This window comes from Thermoleptolyngbya oregonensis NK1-22, assembly GCF_032705245.1.
GTDB lineage: Bacteria > Cyanobacteriota > Cyanobacteriia > Elainellales > Elainellaceae > Thermoleptolyngbya > Thermoleptolyngbya sichuanensis.
The window spans coordinates 1,688,068-1,703,186 of the sequence record NZ_CP053540.1; the positions used below are offsets into that span (position 1 = coordinate 1,688,068).

Sequence of the window (15,119 nt, forward strand, 5' to 3'; positions counted from 1 at the left end):
CAGCGAAACTGGGGCGATCGCCTATCCTGCGCCGCCTAAAACTCTCCCTCTAGGGCGGGGATGCAGCGTTCGCAGAGCAGCGGATGCTCAGCAGACTCGCCAACGTGGGTGGAATAATTCCAGCAGCGATCGCACTTTTTGCCTTCGGCATCGACTACGCCAATGCTGAGGCTGCCTGCCTCGGCGCTATATTTCAAATCGGCCAAGATGCCAGGGGAATCGAGCAAGTCCACCTGAGAAGCCAGGAAAAGATAGCGCAACTCGTCTACGCCGTTGCCGCTGAGGCTGCTGGTGGGGTTGAGCGCCTCAAGCTGTTGCCGAAAATCAGCATCCGCTGCGTAGATCAGCACCTTGGCCTCTAGCGACGAGCCGATTGCCTTGTCGTTTCGGGCTTGCTCCAGCACCTTGTTCACTTCGGTTCTCAAATCGCGCAATTTTTCCCACTTCGCCGCCAGTTCGGGATTTTCCCAAGACGCTTCCAGCTTTACCCAGCCGGACTCAAAGACGGACAGGTAGGGGGTCTTATAGGGCAGAAATTGCCAGATGTCCTCCGCTAGGTGAGAGAGGACGGGGGCGATCGCCCGTGCCAGATTTTCGATTGCTACGGCCAGCACGGTCTGGCAACTGCGGCGGCGGGGCGCATCGACAGCGCTGATGTAGAGCCGATCCTTGGCAATGTCGAGGTAAAAATTCGACAAGTCCACCACGCAGAAGTTCTGCACCGTCTGGAAAAAGCGGAAAAACTCGTAGGTCTTGAAGGCATCCGTGATGTCGGCAAACACTTCCGTCATTCGGTGCAGCATATAGCGATCGAGTTCGGGAAGCTCGTCATAGGGCACGGCATGAGTCGCTGGGTCAAAGTCATGCAGGTTGCCCAACAGGAAGCGGGCCGTGTTGCGGATCTTGCGATACACGTCTGCCATCTGCTTCAGGATATTTTTGCCCAGCGGCACATCCGAGGTATAGTCTACCGACGACACCCACAGCCGCAGCACATCCGCGCCATAGGCTGGCTCCTCCTTCTGGTTTTTGCCGCCTTCAATGACGATGGCCGGATCGACCACGTTTCCCAGAGATTTGCTCATCTTGCGTCCCTGTTCGTCTAGCGCAAAGCCGTGGGTTAGGACGGTCTTGTAGGGCGCATGACCATTCACAGCAACGCTGGTCAAAAGGCTGGACTGAAACCAGCCCCGGTGCTGGTCTGAGCCTTCCAGGTACATTTCCACGGGATAGTGCAAGCCCTCTCGCTGCTGGGCCACTGCTGCCCAAGACGAGCCAGAGTCAAACCACACGTCCATCGTGTCGAAGCCCTTGCGGTAGCTGCGCCCGTTGCTGCGATAGGGTTCAGGCAGCAACTCTTCGACCGACATCTCCCACCAGGCATCGGAACCGCGTTCAGCAAAGATTTTCTGCACATGGCTGATGGTGTCGGCATTCAGCAGCGGCTCGTTGGTTTCCTCGTCATAGAAAACGGGGATTGGCACGCCCCAACTGCGCTGGCGCGAGATGCACCAATCCGAGCGATCGCTCACCATCGCCGTGATCCGGTTTTCGCCCTGTGCAGGAATCCACTCCACTTCTTTGATAGCCCGCAGCGCCTCTTCGCGGAAGCCTTCGACCGACGCAAACCACTGCTCCGTCGCTCGGAAGATCGTCGGCTTCTTGGTGCGCCAATCGTAGGGATAGCGGTGGCCGTAATCCTCTTCCTTCAGCAGGGCCCCAGCCTCCCGCAGCGCCTTGATTACGGCGGCGTTGGCATCGCCCAGCACGTTCAACCCAGCAAAGGGCCCCGCCTCCGCCGTAAAGTTGCCCTCGTCGTCTACAGGCGACAGCACGGGCAGCCCATAGCGCTGTCCCACGATAAAGTCATCCTGACCGTGCCCCGGAGCCGTATGCACCAGCCCCGTGCCGGATTCTGTAGTGACGTAATCGCCGCCAATAACAATCGGACTCTCCCGATCAAACAGCGGATGGCGATAGGTGGAAAACTCCAGCGCCTTGCCCGAAATTTCTGCCTGCACGCTCAGAGATGTGCCCAGCACTTGCGTCAGTCGCTCCACCAGATCCTTGGCCACGATGAGGTGTGCAAAGGGGGTTCCCAGTTCACCCTTGAGCTTGCCGCCCTCGTCTTTGACGACGGCGTAGGTCAGTTCGGGGTTAACGGCTACGGCCAGATTCGCGGGAATCGTCCAGGGCGTGGTCGTCCACACCGCAACACCCAGGTCGCCCAAATAAGGTTTCAGGGCCGTTGCCCCATCGCCCAAGCTGATCACCGGAAAGGCGGCATAGATGCTGCGAGAAACGTGGCCTTCGGGATATTCCAACTCGGCTTCGGCCAGCGCAGTGCGGGAACTAGGACTCCAGTGGACAGGCTTGAAGCCGCGATAGATATAGCCTTTCAGCACCATCTGCCCAAACACGCCGATCTGCGCGGCTTCGTAGTCGGGGGTGAGAGTCAGATAGGGATGCTCCCAGTCACCCCATACGCCGTAGCGCATAAAGCTGGCGCACTGCTGCTGCTGCTGTTCTAGGGCCCAGGCTTTGGCGCGGCGACGCAGTTCAATCGGGGTCAAGTTGCGCCGCTCTTCGGGCTTCATTGCTTGCAGGACTTTGACCTCGATAGGCAGCCCGTGACAGTCCCAACCGGGGATATAGCGAACTTTTCGCCCGTTCAGGAGTTGGAACTTGTTGATGGTGTCCTTCAAAATTTTGTTCATGGCGTGCCCGATGTGCAGCGCCCCGTTGGAGTAGGGCGGGCCATCATGCAGCACAAAGGGTTCGCCGGGGTTGGATTGCGACAGCTTTTCGTAAATTCGGTTGTCGGCCCAAAATTTCTGAATTTCTGGCTCACGCTTGGTGGCGTTGGCCCGCATGTCGAATTGGGTTTTGGGTAGGCTGACCGTATCTTTGTAGCTTCCGGGTTCTGTCGCTGTCACGGCGGTTGCAGGGTGAAAAGAACTGTGGTTTATCGAAACTATTATCAACCAGGGTTGAGCAACTGGGGGGCATTTTTGCAAATCTCCCCCGGACGGGTAAGGGGGATGGAGGTTGATCGAGCGCCTCTCGGTAAATTCCACAGGATTGGGCTATCTTACAAGGCATATCCTCAGGCTTGCATCTGCGATCGCCCCTATGGACGGCTTTTCCCCGACCTCTTCGCCATTGGGCAAGTGCCCGTCCACGGTTGACCTTCCTGCTGGAGGGTCAGCTTTCCTGGCAGGAAGTTCTTTGGGGCGATCGCCCTCGTCTCAGCCATTGTCTCAGGGCCGTTCCATCCGGGATCGTCCAATCAAACTCCGAGCATCGTCGGGTATGGTCAACCCCGGCGGGGGGAGTCCTGGGGTCATCAGCCCTGATGTGCGCCTGCCGAGGCGATCGCAACTGAACCAGCCCCCCGCGCCGCCCCTAAAGCTCAACGACACGGTACGGGGCCACCTCACCCCGCAAGATTGGCGAAATCCGCTGCGGGGCGGTCGCTTTGCCAAGGACTTTGTGATTGCAGGCGGCAAGACTGAGCGGCGCGTGGAGATTCGGCTGCGATCCCAGGCGTTTGATTCTTACCTGGAGCTAATCAGCGATCGCACGGGTCAGCCTCTTCTGTTTGGCGACGACCTGAGTACGCGCAACACCAATGCTCGTATGGTGTTTACCCTGAAGGCGGGCGATCGCTATCGGGTGCGAGTGAGCAGCGCGTCTGGTGGGGCAGTGGGTGGCTACACGCTGATCAGCACAGTGACTAGCCGCACGCCGTCTGCGGACGGATTCAACTTCTACTATGGCTATGGCCGGGTGAACGCAGCGGCGGCGATCGCACGGGTCTTGGGGGCGTTGCCAGGGGCGGTGAAGCGGGAGGGCGATCGCCCCTGGTTCGCCCCCAGCCACCGGCCCACCGCAGGAAACCAAAACATTCTGGGACAGGGCATCACAGTTGCCGTGATTGACGACGGGGTGGATTTGTCTCACCCGGCACTGGCAGACAATCGCTGGGTAAATCCGGGCGAAATTGCCGACAACGGCATCGACGACGACGGCAACGGGCTAGTTGATGATGTCTCTGGCTGGAGCTTTGTGGAGGGCAACAGCCAGTTTGCCCGCTATGGCGGCGAACCCCTTGGATTAGACCATAGCGAACACGGCACCCACGTCGCCGGAATTATCGCCGCCAAGGGAGATGTGGGTAGTATTTCTGGTGTTGCCCCGGCTGCAAAAATTATGGCACTGCGGGCGATCGCCAGCCACACCGACACGGGCAGTCCCCAGTTTGACGACTCCATCGCTGCCAGCATCACCTATGCCGTCAACCACGGCGCACGAGTGATCAACCTCAGCCTGGGCAATTACGTTGGTGATCCTGCCATGAGCAAAACAGTTGCGGCGCTGCGGTTTGCTGCTCAGCAGGGCGTGGTCGTGATTGCGGCGGCGGGCAATGAGCGCGAAACCCTGGGCGCAGTGCTGCCGATCGAACCCGCGCTGTATGCCAGAGAGGGACTGGCGATCGCCGTGGGGGCGCTGGCGGGCGATCGCTGCATGGCCACCTTCTCGAACCCAGCGGGCGATCGCCCTTATCCGTTTTTGGTCGCTCCCGGTGCAAATATCTACTCCACTGGGCTGGGAGGCGGGTATGTCTACAAATCCGGCACGTCAATGGCGGCGCCCTATGTCGCGGGCGTAGCGGCACTCATGCTCAGCGCCAACCCCAGCCTGACTCCCGCATCAGTAGCGGCAATTCTAGCGGAAACGGCTGATGCGTCAGGAATTGAGGTCGTTTAAAACCCGACTTACTCCAGCAAATCTGGCTCTTCCCGCACGATTTTGTCGTAGAGCGACTGGAAACAAAACCAGCCCATGAAATGCGTCCCGACCTGACTGTAGGTAAGGCTGGCGACTTCGTGGGGAATAGCGACAGGTTTGCCGACAGCTTCGGCCATCAGTTGCGCCTGACAGGTGCGATCCATCGTGATGAACCACCAGGCCGCCTCATCGACCGAGTGCCCAACGGTCAGCAGCCCGTGGTTGCGGAGAATCACCGCTTTGCGATCGCCCAACACGCGCCCAATCCGCTGCCCTTCTGACAAGTCCAGCACCACGCCCGTATAGTCGTCAAACAGCGCATGGTCGTCATAAAACGAGCAGGCATCCTGCGTCAGTGGGTCGAGCAGGCGACCGAGGGAGGCCCAGGCCTTGCCATAGAGCGAATGGGCATGGGCAGCAGCCACCACATCAGGACGCGCCTGATGAACCTGCGAGTGAATCGCAAAGGCGGCCGCATTGACGGGGCGGCTTCCCTCCACCACCTCGCCCTTGTGATTCACCAGCAGCAGATCCGATACGCGAATATGCCCGAAATACATGCCAAATGGATTCACCCAGAAGTGATCGGGATACTCCGGGTCGCGGGCGGTGATGTGCCCCGCCACGCCTTCATCAAAGCCGTAGCGGGCAAACAGACGAAAGGCAGCAGCAAGGCGCTGCTTGCGGTGTAGGCGTTCGTCCTCAACGCGCTCGAATGTAGGCGGCTGCGGCAGGTTGGGTTGAATCATGGTCAGGCATTTGAATTCAGAATTTCCCTTCCCAGTATGCCTAAAGGTCGGATACGTGGCCCTGTGCTGTCAATTGGGCTTGGGAAACGCCTAAAACCACGCCTAAAACCACGCCTAAAACCACGCCGTAAAACGCTGTAAATAGCTGCTGTAAATAGCTATAGCGGTCATCACAAGCGGTCATCACAAGGAATAAAGCGAGCCTGTGGCACGGTTCTCCCTAACCCCAAGCTCGCTACGGTGTTCTATTGCCTAACCTGCCTAAACTGCTGTGACCCCCGCCATCGCAGCTTAGGTCGTTACATCAAACGCTCACACCACCACGAAATCGCGTCCTAGCAGCACATTGGTCGTATCGCGTACCACCGCAATCAGGTCGTTGCCGCGATAGATCAGCGTGTCTAGGGCCGCCCCTCCTTCCAGGCTGCGGGTCTTGTCCAGGCGATACTGGCTCAGCACACCCTTGACCTGGAACTTGTCCAACTGGAAGGCGCTGAAGTCGGTGATGCTGGCGTAGGAGTTGCCCACCGTGTTCAGATAATAGGAACCCGCGCTATTGCCCAGTTCAAACGTGTCTGCACCTATTCCACCGGTCATGATGTCCCGCTCACCTGCATTGTTAGCCGTCGTGCCGCCGCGCAGCCGGTCGTTGCCGTCGCCGCCCAGCAGCGTATCCGACCCAGACCCGCCTACCAGCGTATCGTTGCCGCCCAGACCGCTCAGCATATTATTGCCGCTGTTGCCGTCGATCACGTTGTCTCGGAAATTGCCTGTGCCGTTGATATTGGCAACACCGCTCAGGTTCAGGTTCTCAAGGTTGGCAGAGAGCGTGTGGCTGACGGAGGCAATCACCAGGTCGATGCCGCCTGCCACCTCAGCCGCCACGTCGCCTGCCGAATCCACGATATAGGTGTCGTCGCCAAAGCCGCCGTTCATGGTGTCATTCCCCAGACCACCACTCAGCAAGTCGTTACCATCCCCACCGTTGAGCGTGTCGTTACCTGCCAGACCAAACAGGAAGTTGTTGCCTGCGTTGCCGTTGATCACGTTGTTCAAATCATTGCCTGTGCCGTTGATATTGGCAGCGCCCAGCAGCGTCAGGTTTTCAACGTTGGCAGACAGCGTATGGCTGACGAAGGAGCGGACTTCATCAATCCCTTGTCCGGCCAGTTCAACCACCACGTCCGAGGCAGAATCGACGATGTAGGTGTCGTTGCCAGCGCCGCCGCGCAGGGTGTCGATGCCCACGCCACCATCGAGATAGTCGTTGCCAGCGCCGCCGTTGAGCGTGTCGTTGCCTGCCAGGCCAAACAGGAAGTTGTTGCCTGCGTTGCCGTTGATGACGTTATTCAGCGTGTTGCCTGTGCCGTTGATGTTGGCAGTGCCCAGCAGCGTCAGGTTCTCGACGCTGGCAGATAGGGTATGGCTGACGGAAGCGCGAACTTCATCAATGCCCTGTCCGGCGAGTTCAACCACCACGTCCGAGGCAGAATCGACAATGTAAGTGTCGTTACCAGCACCGCCGCTCAGGGTGTCGATGCCCACGCCGCCATCGAGATAGTCGTTGCCCGCACCGCCGTTGATGGTGTCGTTGCCTGCTAGGCCAAACAGGAAGTTGTTTCCTGCGTTGCCGTTGATGACGTTATCTTTGGCGTTGCCTGTGCCGTTGATATTGGCAACACCACTCAGGTTCAGGTTTTCCAGGTTGAGGGAGAGCGTATGGCTGACGGAGGCAATCACTAGGTCGATACCGCCCGCCACTTCACCCGCCACGTCGCCTGCCGAGTCTACGATGTAGGTGTCATCTCCAAAACCACCATTCATCGTGTCGTTACCTGTCCCGCCATCGAGGTAGTCATTCCCATCGCCGCCGTTGATGGTGTCGTTGCCTGCTAGACCGAACAGGAAGTTGTTGCCGCTGTTGCCGTTGATGACGTTGTTCAGGGCGTTGCCTGTGCCGTTGATGTTGGCAGTGCCCAGCAGCGTCAAGTTTTCGACGTTTAGGGGGAGGGTGTAGCTAATAGAGGAGCGGACTTCATCAATGCCTTGTCCGGCTAGTTCAATCACAACGTCGCCGGGTGAATCGACGATGTAGGTATCATTTCCAACACCGCCACGCATGGTGTCGCTGCCTGTGCCGCCGTCGAGCAGATCGTTACCTGCAAGTCCTTCTAAGATATCGTTGCCTGCTAATCCAAAGATGGAATCGTTAAGTAAGGTGCCGACTAAACGCCGTCTGAAAATCAGAGGAATCCCGTTAACGGTGTCGTTGTCATTGAATTGAGAGCCGATGATAGTGGCCATATTGAAATTCTCCTTTTGAGGACGCAATATCCGAGCGTCTTTGGTATGGGAGGTGTGGCTGTGGGGTGAAGCCCCCTGTTTAACCTCTGAGGAGTTATCGGAGTGGGTGCGGGGAATTACGCAGGTTGTGCGAATTTTTACAAAAAGAAATCCCTCGCTTAAGTGAAACGAGGGATGAGTGATTCAGATTAAGTATTGAGAGACGGGGTGTTCGAGCTATTCCAGTCCTAATTCTCGCTTAAGCAAGCTGATGGATTTTTCACCGATGTAGTTTTCGCAGCATTCGATCTTGGGCGGACGAATGATGTGGTCGCGGGAAAGCTGGATGGCGGCTTTGACGCTGGGCAGGCTGGCCTGGTCGCAGATGATGACCTGGGCGCTGCGAACCATCGCGCCCAGCTTGTAGGCATCGTCTGCCTTGGCGGTCATGATCAGCAGTTCTTCGCCCCGCAGGCTGTGAATGATGACCTCGGCCGCTCGCAGAATGCCGGAACTGAGGCTGACGAAGCCGATGCAGGTGTCTTTTGGGAGTCCTTTCATCAGCTTTAGCTCTTTGCCGTAGTCGTAGATATCGACCGGGATGACGCGGACGGATTTGGGAGAGGCGATCGCCTCTGCTTCGCCAATGAAATAGCGACTGGTGACCACTGTGCCGCCCCGCGCCTGATCCAGCACGCTCGCCAGTTCCTCCATTGGCACAAGCTGGACGGGAATTTGCAGCGCCTGCTGGAGTTCGCGCACCATGAGTTCCCCCGCGCCGATGTCGTAGCCCGGAGCCGTGACCAGCACCCGCGCACTGCACCGCAGCCGCCAGTCGATTTCAGCCAGAAATAGCTCCCGCGCCTGACTGAGGGAACAGCCCTGGTTGAGCAGTTCATCCAGGCTTTTTTGCACCAGCTTGTAGGCCTGGGGATGTTTGGCTAGCACGGGCGACTGGTTGCCTTTGGTGTGGCCTTCGTCGCCTTGCGATTTCACAAAAATGCCCGCACCCGCCTTGGCATCTACAATGCCGTCGTCCTCCAGCATCCGGTAGACCTTGCTGATGGTGTTGCGGTGTAGCCCGGTCTGCATGGCCAAGGCGCGGGTGCTGGGGAGCCGCTGTCCGGGGGGAAACTGGCGGGAGGCGATCGCAAAGCGGATCTGGTTATAAAGCTGGGTAGAGGCGGGGATTTCGCCGTCGGGCTGGATATGAAACTCGACCATGACCATCTCCAGGGGAGTGTTGAGAGGCTTGAGACAGAGGCAAATGTGTCCGGAGAGTGTCTACATGCTGGATGTGACAGTTTCCAGAATACACAGCCTGAGAAAGTTTGAACCTTTTGCCAAATATTTTTTGAGGGAGCCGCTTCAAAGAGCCGCCCCAAGCAGCGCATGAATCCCTCGCTGCCTCTATAAATACGCATCCCAGGCTTGCTGCTAAGCGGAGACAGCCGCCCATCGAAGACAATCGAAGACAATGGAAGGAATGCGCTAGGCTAGGTCGCAAGCCTGGGCACCTTCCATCTGGGTCAACCTCCTTGCCATGTTGCCGCTGCTGACTGTCACGCTGTTTGTCATTTGTGGTTCTGCGCTTTGTTCTTGCACCGAGGCAGCCCTGCTGTCGATGCCGATCCTCAAAGTGCGGCAACTGGCGCAGTCTTCTAACCGGGCTTCTGCCAAGGCGCTGCTGGCGATTCGAGAGAAGATGAATCGGCCGATCGCCACGCTGGTGATTTTCAACAACCTGTTCAACATTTTGGGGAGCATCGTCATCGGCTCACTGGCTGCGTCTGTGCTGAACAGCGCAATGATTGGCGTTTTTTCTGGCGTTTTAACGTTTCTGATCATCATTTTTGGGGAAATCTTGCCGAAAACCATCGGCGAACGCAACGCCGAAAGCATTTCCCTGCTGGTTGCCATTCCGCTCACCTTGCTGACGCGCGTGTTTACGCCCGTGGTGCTGCTGCTGGAGAAGGTGACGGCTCCGTTTGTCAGTGGCAACCATCGTCCCACGACCAATGAAGCTGAAATTCAGCTTTTGACCACCATTGGCCGCGACGAAGGCGTGATCGAAGACGACGAAGCCGAGATGATTCGCCGCGTGTTTGCGCTCAACGATGCCACGGCGGGCAAGCTGATGACTCCCCGCGTGGCGATTACGTATCTGGAAGGAGAGCAGACGCTCGAAGCCTGTAAGCCCGATATTATTGACTCGCAGCACAATCGTCTGCTGGTGATTGGGGAGACGATTGACGATGTGCTGGGGATTGCGCTGCGGCATGAACTGCTGACGGCGCTGATTGAAGGACAGGGCGATCGCCCCATTTCCTCCTTTGTTCGCAAAGCCTGGTTTGTGCCGACGAGCCTGCGGGCCGATCGCCTGCTGCGGTCATTTCAAACCAGCCGCGAACATCTGGCCGTGGTGGTCGATGAATATGGGGGCGTGGCGGGCGTGATTACGCTGGAAGACGTGCTGGAAGTCATTACAGGTGAAATCGTGGATGAAACCGATTACATCATCGACATGCAAGATGTGGCTCGTCGCCGCCGCGCCCGCATTTTGAATGAAAATCCGAGCCTGCTAGACTGATGCGCCGACTGCTGTTGCCGTGGAAAACGTTGTGAATACTGGGCTGGAGCAGATTCGCATTGTGCTGGTGGAACCCGCCGGGCCGCTGAATGTGGGGGCGATCGCCCGCGTCATGAAAAACTTTGGGCTGCGGCAGTTGGTGTTGGTCAACCCCCAGTGCGACCCACTCAGCGCCGAAGCGCGGCTGCTGGCCGTCCACGCGGCCGACGTGCTGGAAGCCGCCCACCCGGTCGCAACGCTATCGGAAGCGCTGACGGGCTGCCAGCGAGCGGTGGCCACGACCGGGCGCGATCGCACCACGCTGCCCATTCGCCTAGAATCCCCCCAAGACTGCCTGCCCTGGCTGCGATCGCCTCTGGCTGATGGCACTTTGCCCGCCGCCGCCCTCATCTTCGGCCGCGAAGACTCTGGCCTCACCAACGCCGAACTCAACCTGGCCCAGCGCTTCGTGCAAATTCCCACCAGCGAAGCCTACGCCTCCATGAACCTGGCCCAGGCGGTCGCCGTCTGCTGCTATGAACTGGCCGCAGGTCAACAGTCCGCCGCCCGCCGCCCGCAGGCAGGCCGTGACCACGGAATCGATCAAGCTATCGATCAAGCCATCGATCAAGTCACCAATCAAGCTATCGATCAAGCCATCGACAAAATCGACAAAGCAGAGGTAAGCAAGCGCAACCCCCACTCCTCCGCTGCTCCTATCGCCTCCCTCGACACCCTAGAAGCCTACTTTAATCAGCTCGAAGCATTGCTGCTCGACATTGGCTACCTCTACCCGCACACCGCCGCCAGCCGCATGGAAAAATTTCGCCGCCTGTTCCTGCGGGCCCAGCTTTCAGAGCCGGAGGTGGCGATGCTGCGGGGCGTGCTGAGCCAGATGAAGTGGGCGATTGGGCGGCGGAGTGGTGAAGTTAGGGAATAAAGTTAGGGAGTCAGAGAAACGAGTTCCACGATTCCAATCCGCTGTTACCCGGTTCCCCCGCTGCTTTGCCCTTGATCCTTGTTGATGCAGCCAGGGCGCTTGGCATACTGACAGACGCGAGTCCAAAGGGTGGCGCGAGTGCCCGGTGGGCCAGCAGAAAATAGGACGCGATCGCCCGTGATGCCGCCGGGGGCAATCTTGACCCCGCAGGCAGGACAAACTTTCAACCCAGATGATTCAGCAGACGTAGACATAGAAACGGCTCCTCATGCAAAGGGGGATTAACTTACCTTTCAGCGCGACGGGCCTAATTTACTCAGGTCGATAGAAAACGTTAACTTTGGAGGCTGCTGCTTATCAGTAACCGCTCCAGCGTAAAGATGTGCTGCGGTGTGTGCCACATTTGGAGTAATTGACGAAGTGGCTGACAACAGTGGTCGCAGAAATGCAGGTGGCAATTAACAATGCTGAAAAATAAACATTTTCAGCGGTTTCACGGAATGTTTTAGGCATGGTGTGGGCTATTAATGAAAGCGTGGAATCAGATCGGGTGCCTCGTTCTAGCAGATCTGGTCATGGTCATTAGCCATTTTCTCTGTTAGGATCTCCCACCCATTCTTTTAATCAGGGTTTCTGAAAGATCGCTCACTGGACTTCTCTACCGTCCACTCTAGACTGCGTTTCTTAGTGATTGCTTGGGGTGTTAATTTACGCCGTCTACTCGCTTTCCTTATCCCCTAGTCCAGACTTTTGGGGTGCTTTTTGATTCGTTTCTTGAATGCTTCTTGCATCGTAAAACAAGACGAAGTTCGTATCCCATTTCATTTTTTAAGTAGTCAAGCGAGCAGTCAAGAATTCTCGTTTAATCGTGAGTTCTTGAATCATTACTCTGCGTCTGGGGCATCATCCAGAATTCCTGTCTCAGTATTTTCACGGCGATTTTTTCAGGATCTTGATTGAGTTGGGCGGGGCGATCGCCATCGAGTGCATCCCACTTTTGGAACCCTCACCCTAAATCCCTCTCCGAAAGCGAGAGAGGGACTTCCAATCCGGCTCCCCTTCTCCCAAAAAGGGAGAAGGGGCTGGGGGATGAGGGCAAACTTGCAGAACTAGGATGCGCCCTCGCCATCTCGTTTTATCGTGAACAAAATCCTGCGCTTCGCGTCTATCCAATTAACCCAATTACGTTCTAAAACCTGACTTGATGCAACTTAATTTCCTGCAATCGAAAGAACCCAATCTGGAATGAGAAATGTTCCTTTTTTGTTTGCAAAAGCGATGATTTTGCCATCCCTGTGTCAGTGTTAAAAATGTTCAGCATTGATGCAGATATTCCTTCATGGGAGAGAACGTGAGGCAAGCAAATTAACTGTCTTCTAGATGAGCGTTGATGTTCTGGAAGCGTGAGTCAAGGCTTGCATCACTGCGCCCGTTTTGTGTCTTCTGTCTTGGTTGACTGATTTCCACACACATTCATGAATTTATCTGCTGAGCGTTTGCTTTAACGTTCCTCAGGACGATTTCTAGCGTGTCAACCTCTGGTTGCACCCTTTCCAGCTAACCATCAGAAAGGAAACATTCATGTCTACGATCATCACGGTGACAACGACCGCTGACAGCGGCGCGGGATCTTTGCGGGCGGCGATCGCCCAGGCCGCCAACGGAGCCACCATCCGCTTTGCCGCCAGCCTCCAGGGAAAGACCATCACCCTGACCAGTGGCCAACTCACCCTCAACCGCTCAATTACGATAGACGGCTCGGCCGCCCCCGGCATCACCCTCAGCGGCAACCGCAGCAGCCGCATTCTGCAAGTTGGGGACAACGCCAAAGTGACCCTGCGGGAGCTGACCCTAAGACACGGGCGGGCCACGGGCAATACCGAACAGTCGGGCGGCGGCGGCGCAATCTTGACCGGAAACAGCAGCGAGCTAACGGTGATCCGGTGCCGTTTCCAGGAAAACGCGGCTGGGTTTGGTGGGGCAATCTACACCGGATTTCGCGGGCGGACACTCGTGCAGGGCAGCACGTTCATTGCCAATGACGGCACGCTCGCCCAAAACGAACGAGGCGGAGGGGCGATCGGCACCAAGAGCGGCGGCGTGCTGACCGTCCGCAATAGCCGATTCCTCCGCAATCGCGGCATCAACGGCGGCGCGATCAATAGCCTGCTGGGTGAGCTAACGGTTGAGAACTCGATCTTTCGTGGCAATGACTCTACACCAGGCGCGTCTCAACGGGGGGTGAGCGGCTACGGCGGCGCAATCTACACCGACGGAGCCAATGCATCGGGCCCCAACAGCAGCTATGGCCCCATTGGCGGCCAAATCACCCTCCGCAACAGCCGCTTTGAAAATAATCGCGGTGCGGCCCAGGGCGGCGGGCTGTTTCTCTTTGCCTATCCGCCCGACAAGGTGCTGATTGAAAACTGTGCGATCGTCGGCAATACTGTGATTCGCGGCGCTGACGGTGAGGCGCTGGGCGGCGGGCTGCGCCACGGCAACGCCGAACTGACCCTGCGAAACAGCACGCTGGCCAACAACACGGCTCAGGGGCAGGGCGGCGGACTGTGGATCGGCGAATCGTCGCCGACTACTATCGTGAACACGACGTTTTCGGGCAATCGGGCCGACGATGGCAAGGGCGGCGGGCTGGGCGGTGCAATCACCTTTGGCAACCGCACCACGTCTGCCGCAACGCTGACCAATGTCACCGTTGCCTACAATCACGCCGGATTCCAGGGTGGCGCGTTTTGGATGGGCGACCAGTCAATTACGCTCAAAAACTCCATCGTTGCGTTCAATACTGCCAGCAATCCCTGGAAGACTCGCGTTCAGACGCGCAGACCGCTCATTGATGGCGGCGGCAATATCGAATTTCCGGGGCTGCAAAGTAAAGACGATCCGCGCGTCGTGGCCAACTCTCGCATCATCGACCCGAAGCTCGATCCACTCCAGGCAAACGGCGGATTGGGGCAGACCCACGCGCTGCTAGTCGGCAGCCCCGCCATCAACACAGGAACGGGCGCAGGCGCACCTCGGCTAGACCAGCGGGGGCAGAGCCGGGATGCCCAGCCTGATGTCGGCGCGGTCGAGTTTGGTCGGGGGCTGCGGTGGGAAGGCAGTGCTGGGGATGACTGGCTGGTGGGCAGCACGGGTGGCGACACGCTGTTGGGCAATGGTGGCAACGATCTGCTGTGGGGCGGCGCGGGCAGCGACACGCTGACGGGCGGCGCAGGGGCGGATACGTTTGTCTACGTTGGCGCAACGCTGAAATCGGCTCTGGCTCACTCGCGGCTGTCGAGCCTGGATCGGATTACGGATTTCAACCTTGCTGAGGGCGATCGCCTCCTGATCGAAGTCAACGGCGAATCGGTGTTGCCCAAGGGTTTGTTCCATGCGGGAACCGTGCAGGGCAGCACCCTGAGGGGGGCGATCGCCGCTGCCTACGCCGACAAAAACCAGCAGCAGGCAGGCAAGCAAGCCCTAGCGATTGGCGAAGCGGTGCTGTTTTCCTGGGGCAGTCGCACGCTGCTCTCGATCAACGCAGAGGGTGCTGGCTTTGGTGCGGCCCAGGATGGCGTGATTGACGTGACGGGGATTGCGCTGTCGCCGCGCCAGCAGCGGGCGGGCGTGCTGCCCGTGCAGACAGTTTTCACTTAGGTGAAAAAATCATGAACCTGTTGGAATGTTTCCTGAAGGAATTGTGGCGTTCCCGGAAAGTCGATCAGGGTCATGCGACTTCAGTCGGTTTTGTGTTTCCTCGACTCGGTTGCTTTTGTTCCGTGTG

9 protein-coding genes are annotated in these 15,119 nt (G+C 57.9%); 4 read left to right on the plus strand and 5 right to left on the minus strand.

Features of this window, described 5'->3' with window-relative positions:
- Window positions 1-35: 35 nt before the first annotated feature.
- Complete coding sequence (gene ileS, locus HNI00_RS07335; protein WP_420156325.1) at window positions 36-2,873, minus strand: isoleucine--tRNA ligase; 2,838 nt, start codon at window positions 2,871-2,873, stop codon at window positions 36-38.
- 259 nt (window positions 2,874-3,132) lie between these two features.
- Here ileS and HNI00_RS07340 point away from each other — a divergent pair, with 259 nt between their 5' ends.
- Complete coding sequence (locus HNI00_RS07340) at window positions 3,133-4,770, plus strand: S8 family peptidase (protein WP_316792043.1); 1,638 nt, start codon at window positions 3,133-3,135, stop codon at window positions 4,768-4,770.
- A gap of 8 nt (window positions 4,771-4,778) precedes the next feature.
- Here the strand turns inward: HNI00_RS07340 and HNI00_RS07345 are convergent, their stop codons facing one another.
- From HNI00_RS07345 to HNI00_RS07355, 3 genes are all read right to left on the minus strand, one after another.
- Window positions 4,779-5,540, minus strand: a complete 762-nt coding sequence (locus HNI00_RS07345) for a class II aldolase/adducin family protein (protein ID WP_316792046.1) — start codon at window positions 5,538-5,540, stop codon at window positions 4,779-4,781.
- Window positions 5,541-5,852: 312 nt separating this feature from the next.
- On the minus strand, window positions 5,853-7,844 hold the full coding sequence (locus HNI00_RS07350; RefSeq protein ID WP_316792048.1) for a calcium-binding protein: 1,992 nt from the start codon (window positions 7,842-7,844) through the stop codon (window positions 5,853-5,855).
- Between the two features lie 216 nt (window positions 7,845-8,060).
- On the minus strand, window positions 8,061-9,047 hold the full coding sequence (locus HNI00_RS07355) for a GntR family transcriptional regulator (RefSeq protein ID WP_172358407.1): 987 nt from the start codon (window positions 9,045-9,047) through the stop codon (window positions 8,061-8,063).
- 319 nt (window positions 9,048-9,366) lie between these two features.
- On the opposite strand from HNI00_RS07355, the gene HNI00_RS07360 reads away from it, so the two are divergent.
- A complete protein-coding gene (locus tag HNI00_RS07360) occupies window positions 9,367-10,413 on the plus strand; it encodes a hemolysin family protein (protein ID WP_297080149.1) in 1,047 nt (348 codons plus the stop codon).
- 19 nt (window positions 10,414-10,432) lie between these two features.
- Window positions 10,433-11,332 carry an RNA methyltransferase gene (locus HNI00_RS07365; RefSeq protein ID WP_316792051.1) on the plus strand — a complete coding sequence of 300 codons (900 nt, stop codon included), beginning with the start codon at window positions 10,433-10,435 and terminating at the stop codon, window positions 11,330-11,332.
- A 44-nt stretch (window positions 11,333-11,376) separates the two neighbouring features.
- On the opposite strand, the gene nblD is transcribed toward HNI00_RS07365, so the two are convergent.
- Window positions 11,377-11,586 carry an NblD family protein gene (gene nblD, locus HNI00_RS07370; RefSeq protein ID WP_277772144.1) on the minus strand — a complete coding sequence of 70 codons (210 nt, stop codon included), beginning with the start codon at window positions 11,584-11,586 and terminating at the stop codon, window positions 11,377-11,379.
- A gap of 1,327 nt (window positions 11,587-12,913) precedes the next feature.
- Here nblD and HNI00_RS07375 point away from each other — a divergent pair.
- The gene (locus HNI00_RS07375) at window positions 12,914-14,992 is read left to right on the plus strand and encodes a choice-of-anchor Q domain-containing protein (protein WP_316792055.1); all 2,079 of its coding nucleotides are present in this window, start codon (window positions 12,914-12,916) and stop codon (window positions 14,990-14,992) included.
- The last annotated feature ends 127 nt before the right edge of the window (window positions 14,993-15,119 follow it).

Coding starts and splice junctions, on each gene's coding strand:
- ileS (WP_420156325.1), bottom strand. CDS start 2,873: ATGCGGGCCAACGCCACCAAGCGTGAGCCAGAAATTCAGAAATTTTGG.
- HNI00_RS07360 (WP_297080149.1), top strand. CDS start 9,367: ATGTTGCCGCTGCTGACTGTCACGCTGTTTGTCATTTGTGGTTCTGCG.
- HNI00_RS07375 (WP_316792055.1), top strand. CDS start 12,914: ATGTCTACGATCATCACGGTGACAACGACCGCTGACAGCGGCGCGGGA.
- nblD (WP_277772144.1), bottom strand. CDS start 11,586: ATGTCTACGTCTGCTGAATCATCTGGGTTGAAAGTTTGTCCTGCCTGC.
- HNI00_RS07355 (WP_172358407.1), bottom strand. CDS start 9,047: ATGGTCGAGTTTCATATCCAGCCCGACGGCGAAATCCCCGCCTCTACC.
- HNI00_RS07340 (WP_316792043.1), top strand. CDS start 3,133: ATGGACGGCTTTTCCCCGACCTCTTCGCCATTGGGCAAGTGCCCGTCC.
- HNI00_RS07350 (WP_316792048.1), bottom strand. CDS start 7,844: ATGGCCACTATCATCGGCTCTCAATTCAATGACAACGACACCGTTAAC.
- HNI00_RS07345 (WP_316792046.1), bottom strand. CDS start 5,540: ATGATTCAACCCAACCTGCCGCAGCCGCCTACATTCGAGCGCGTTGAG.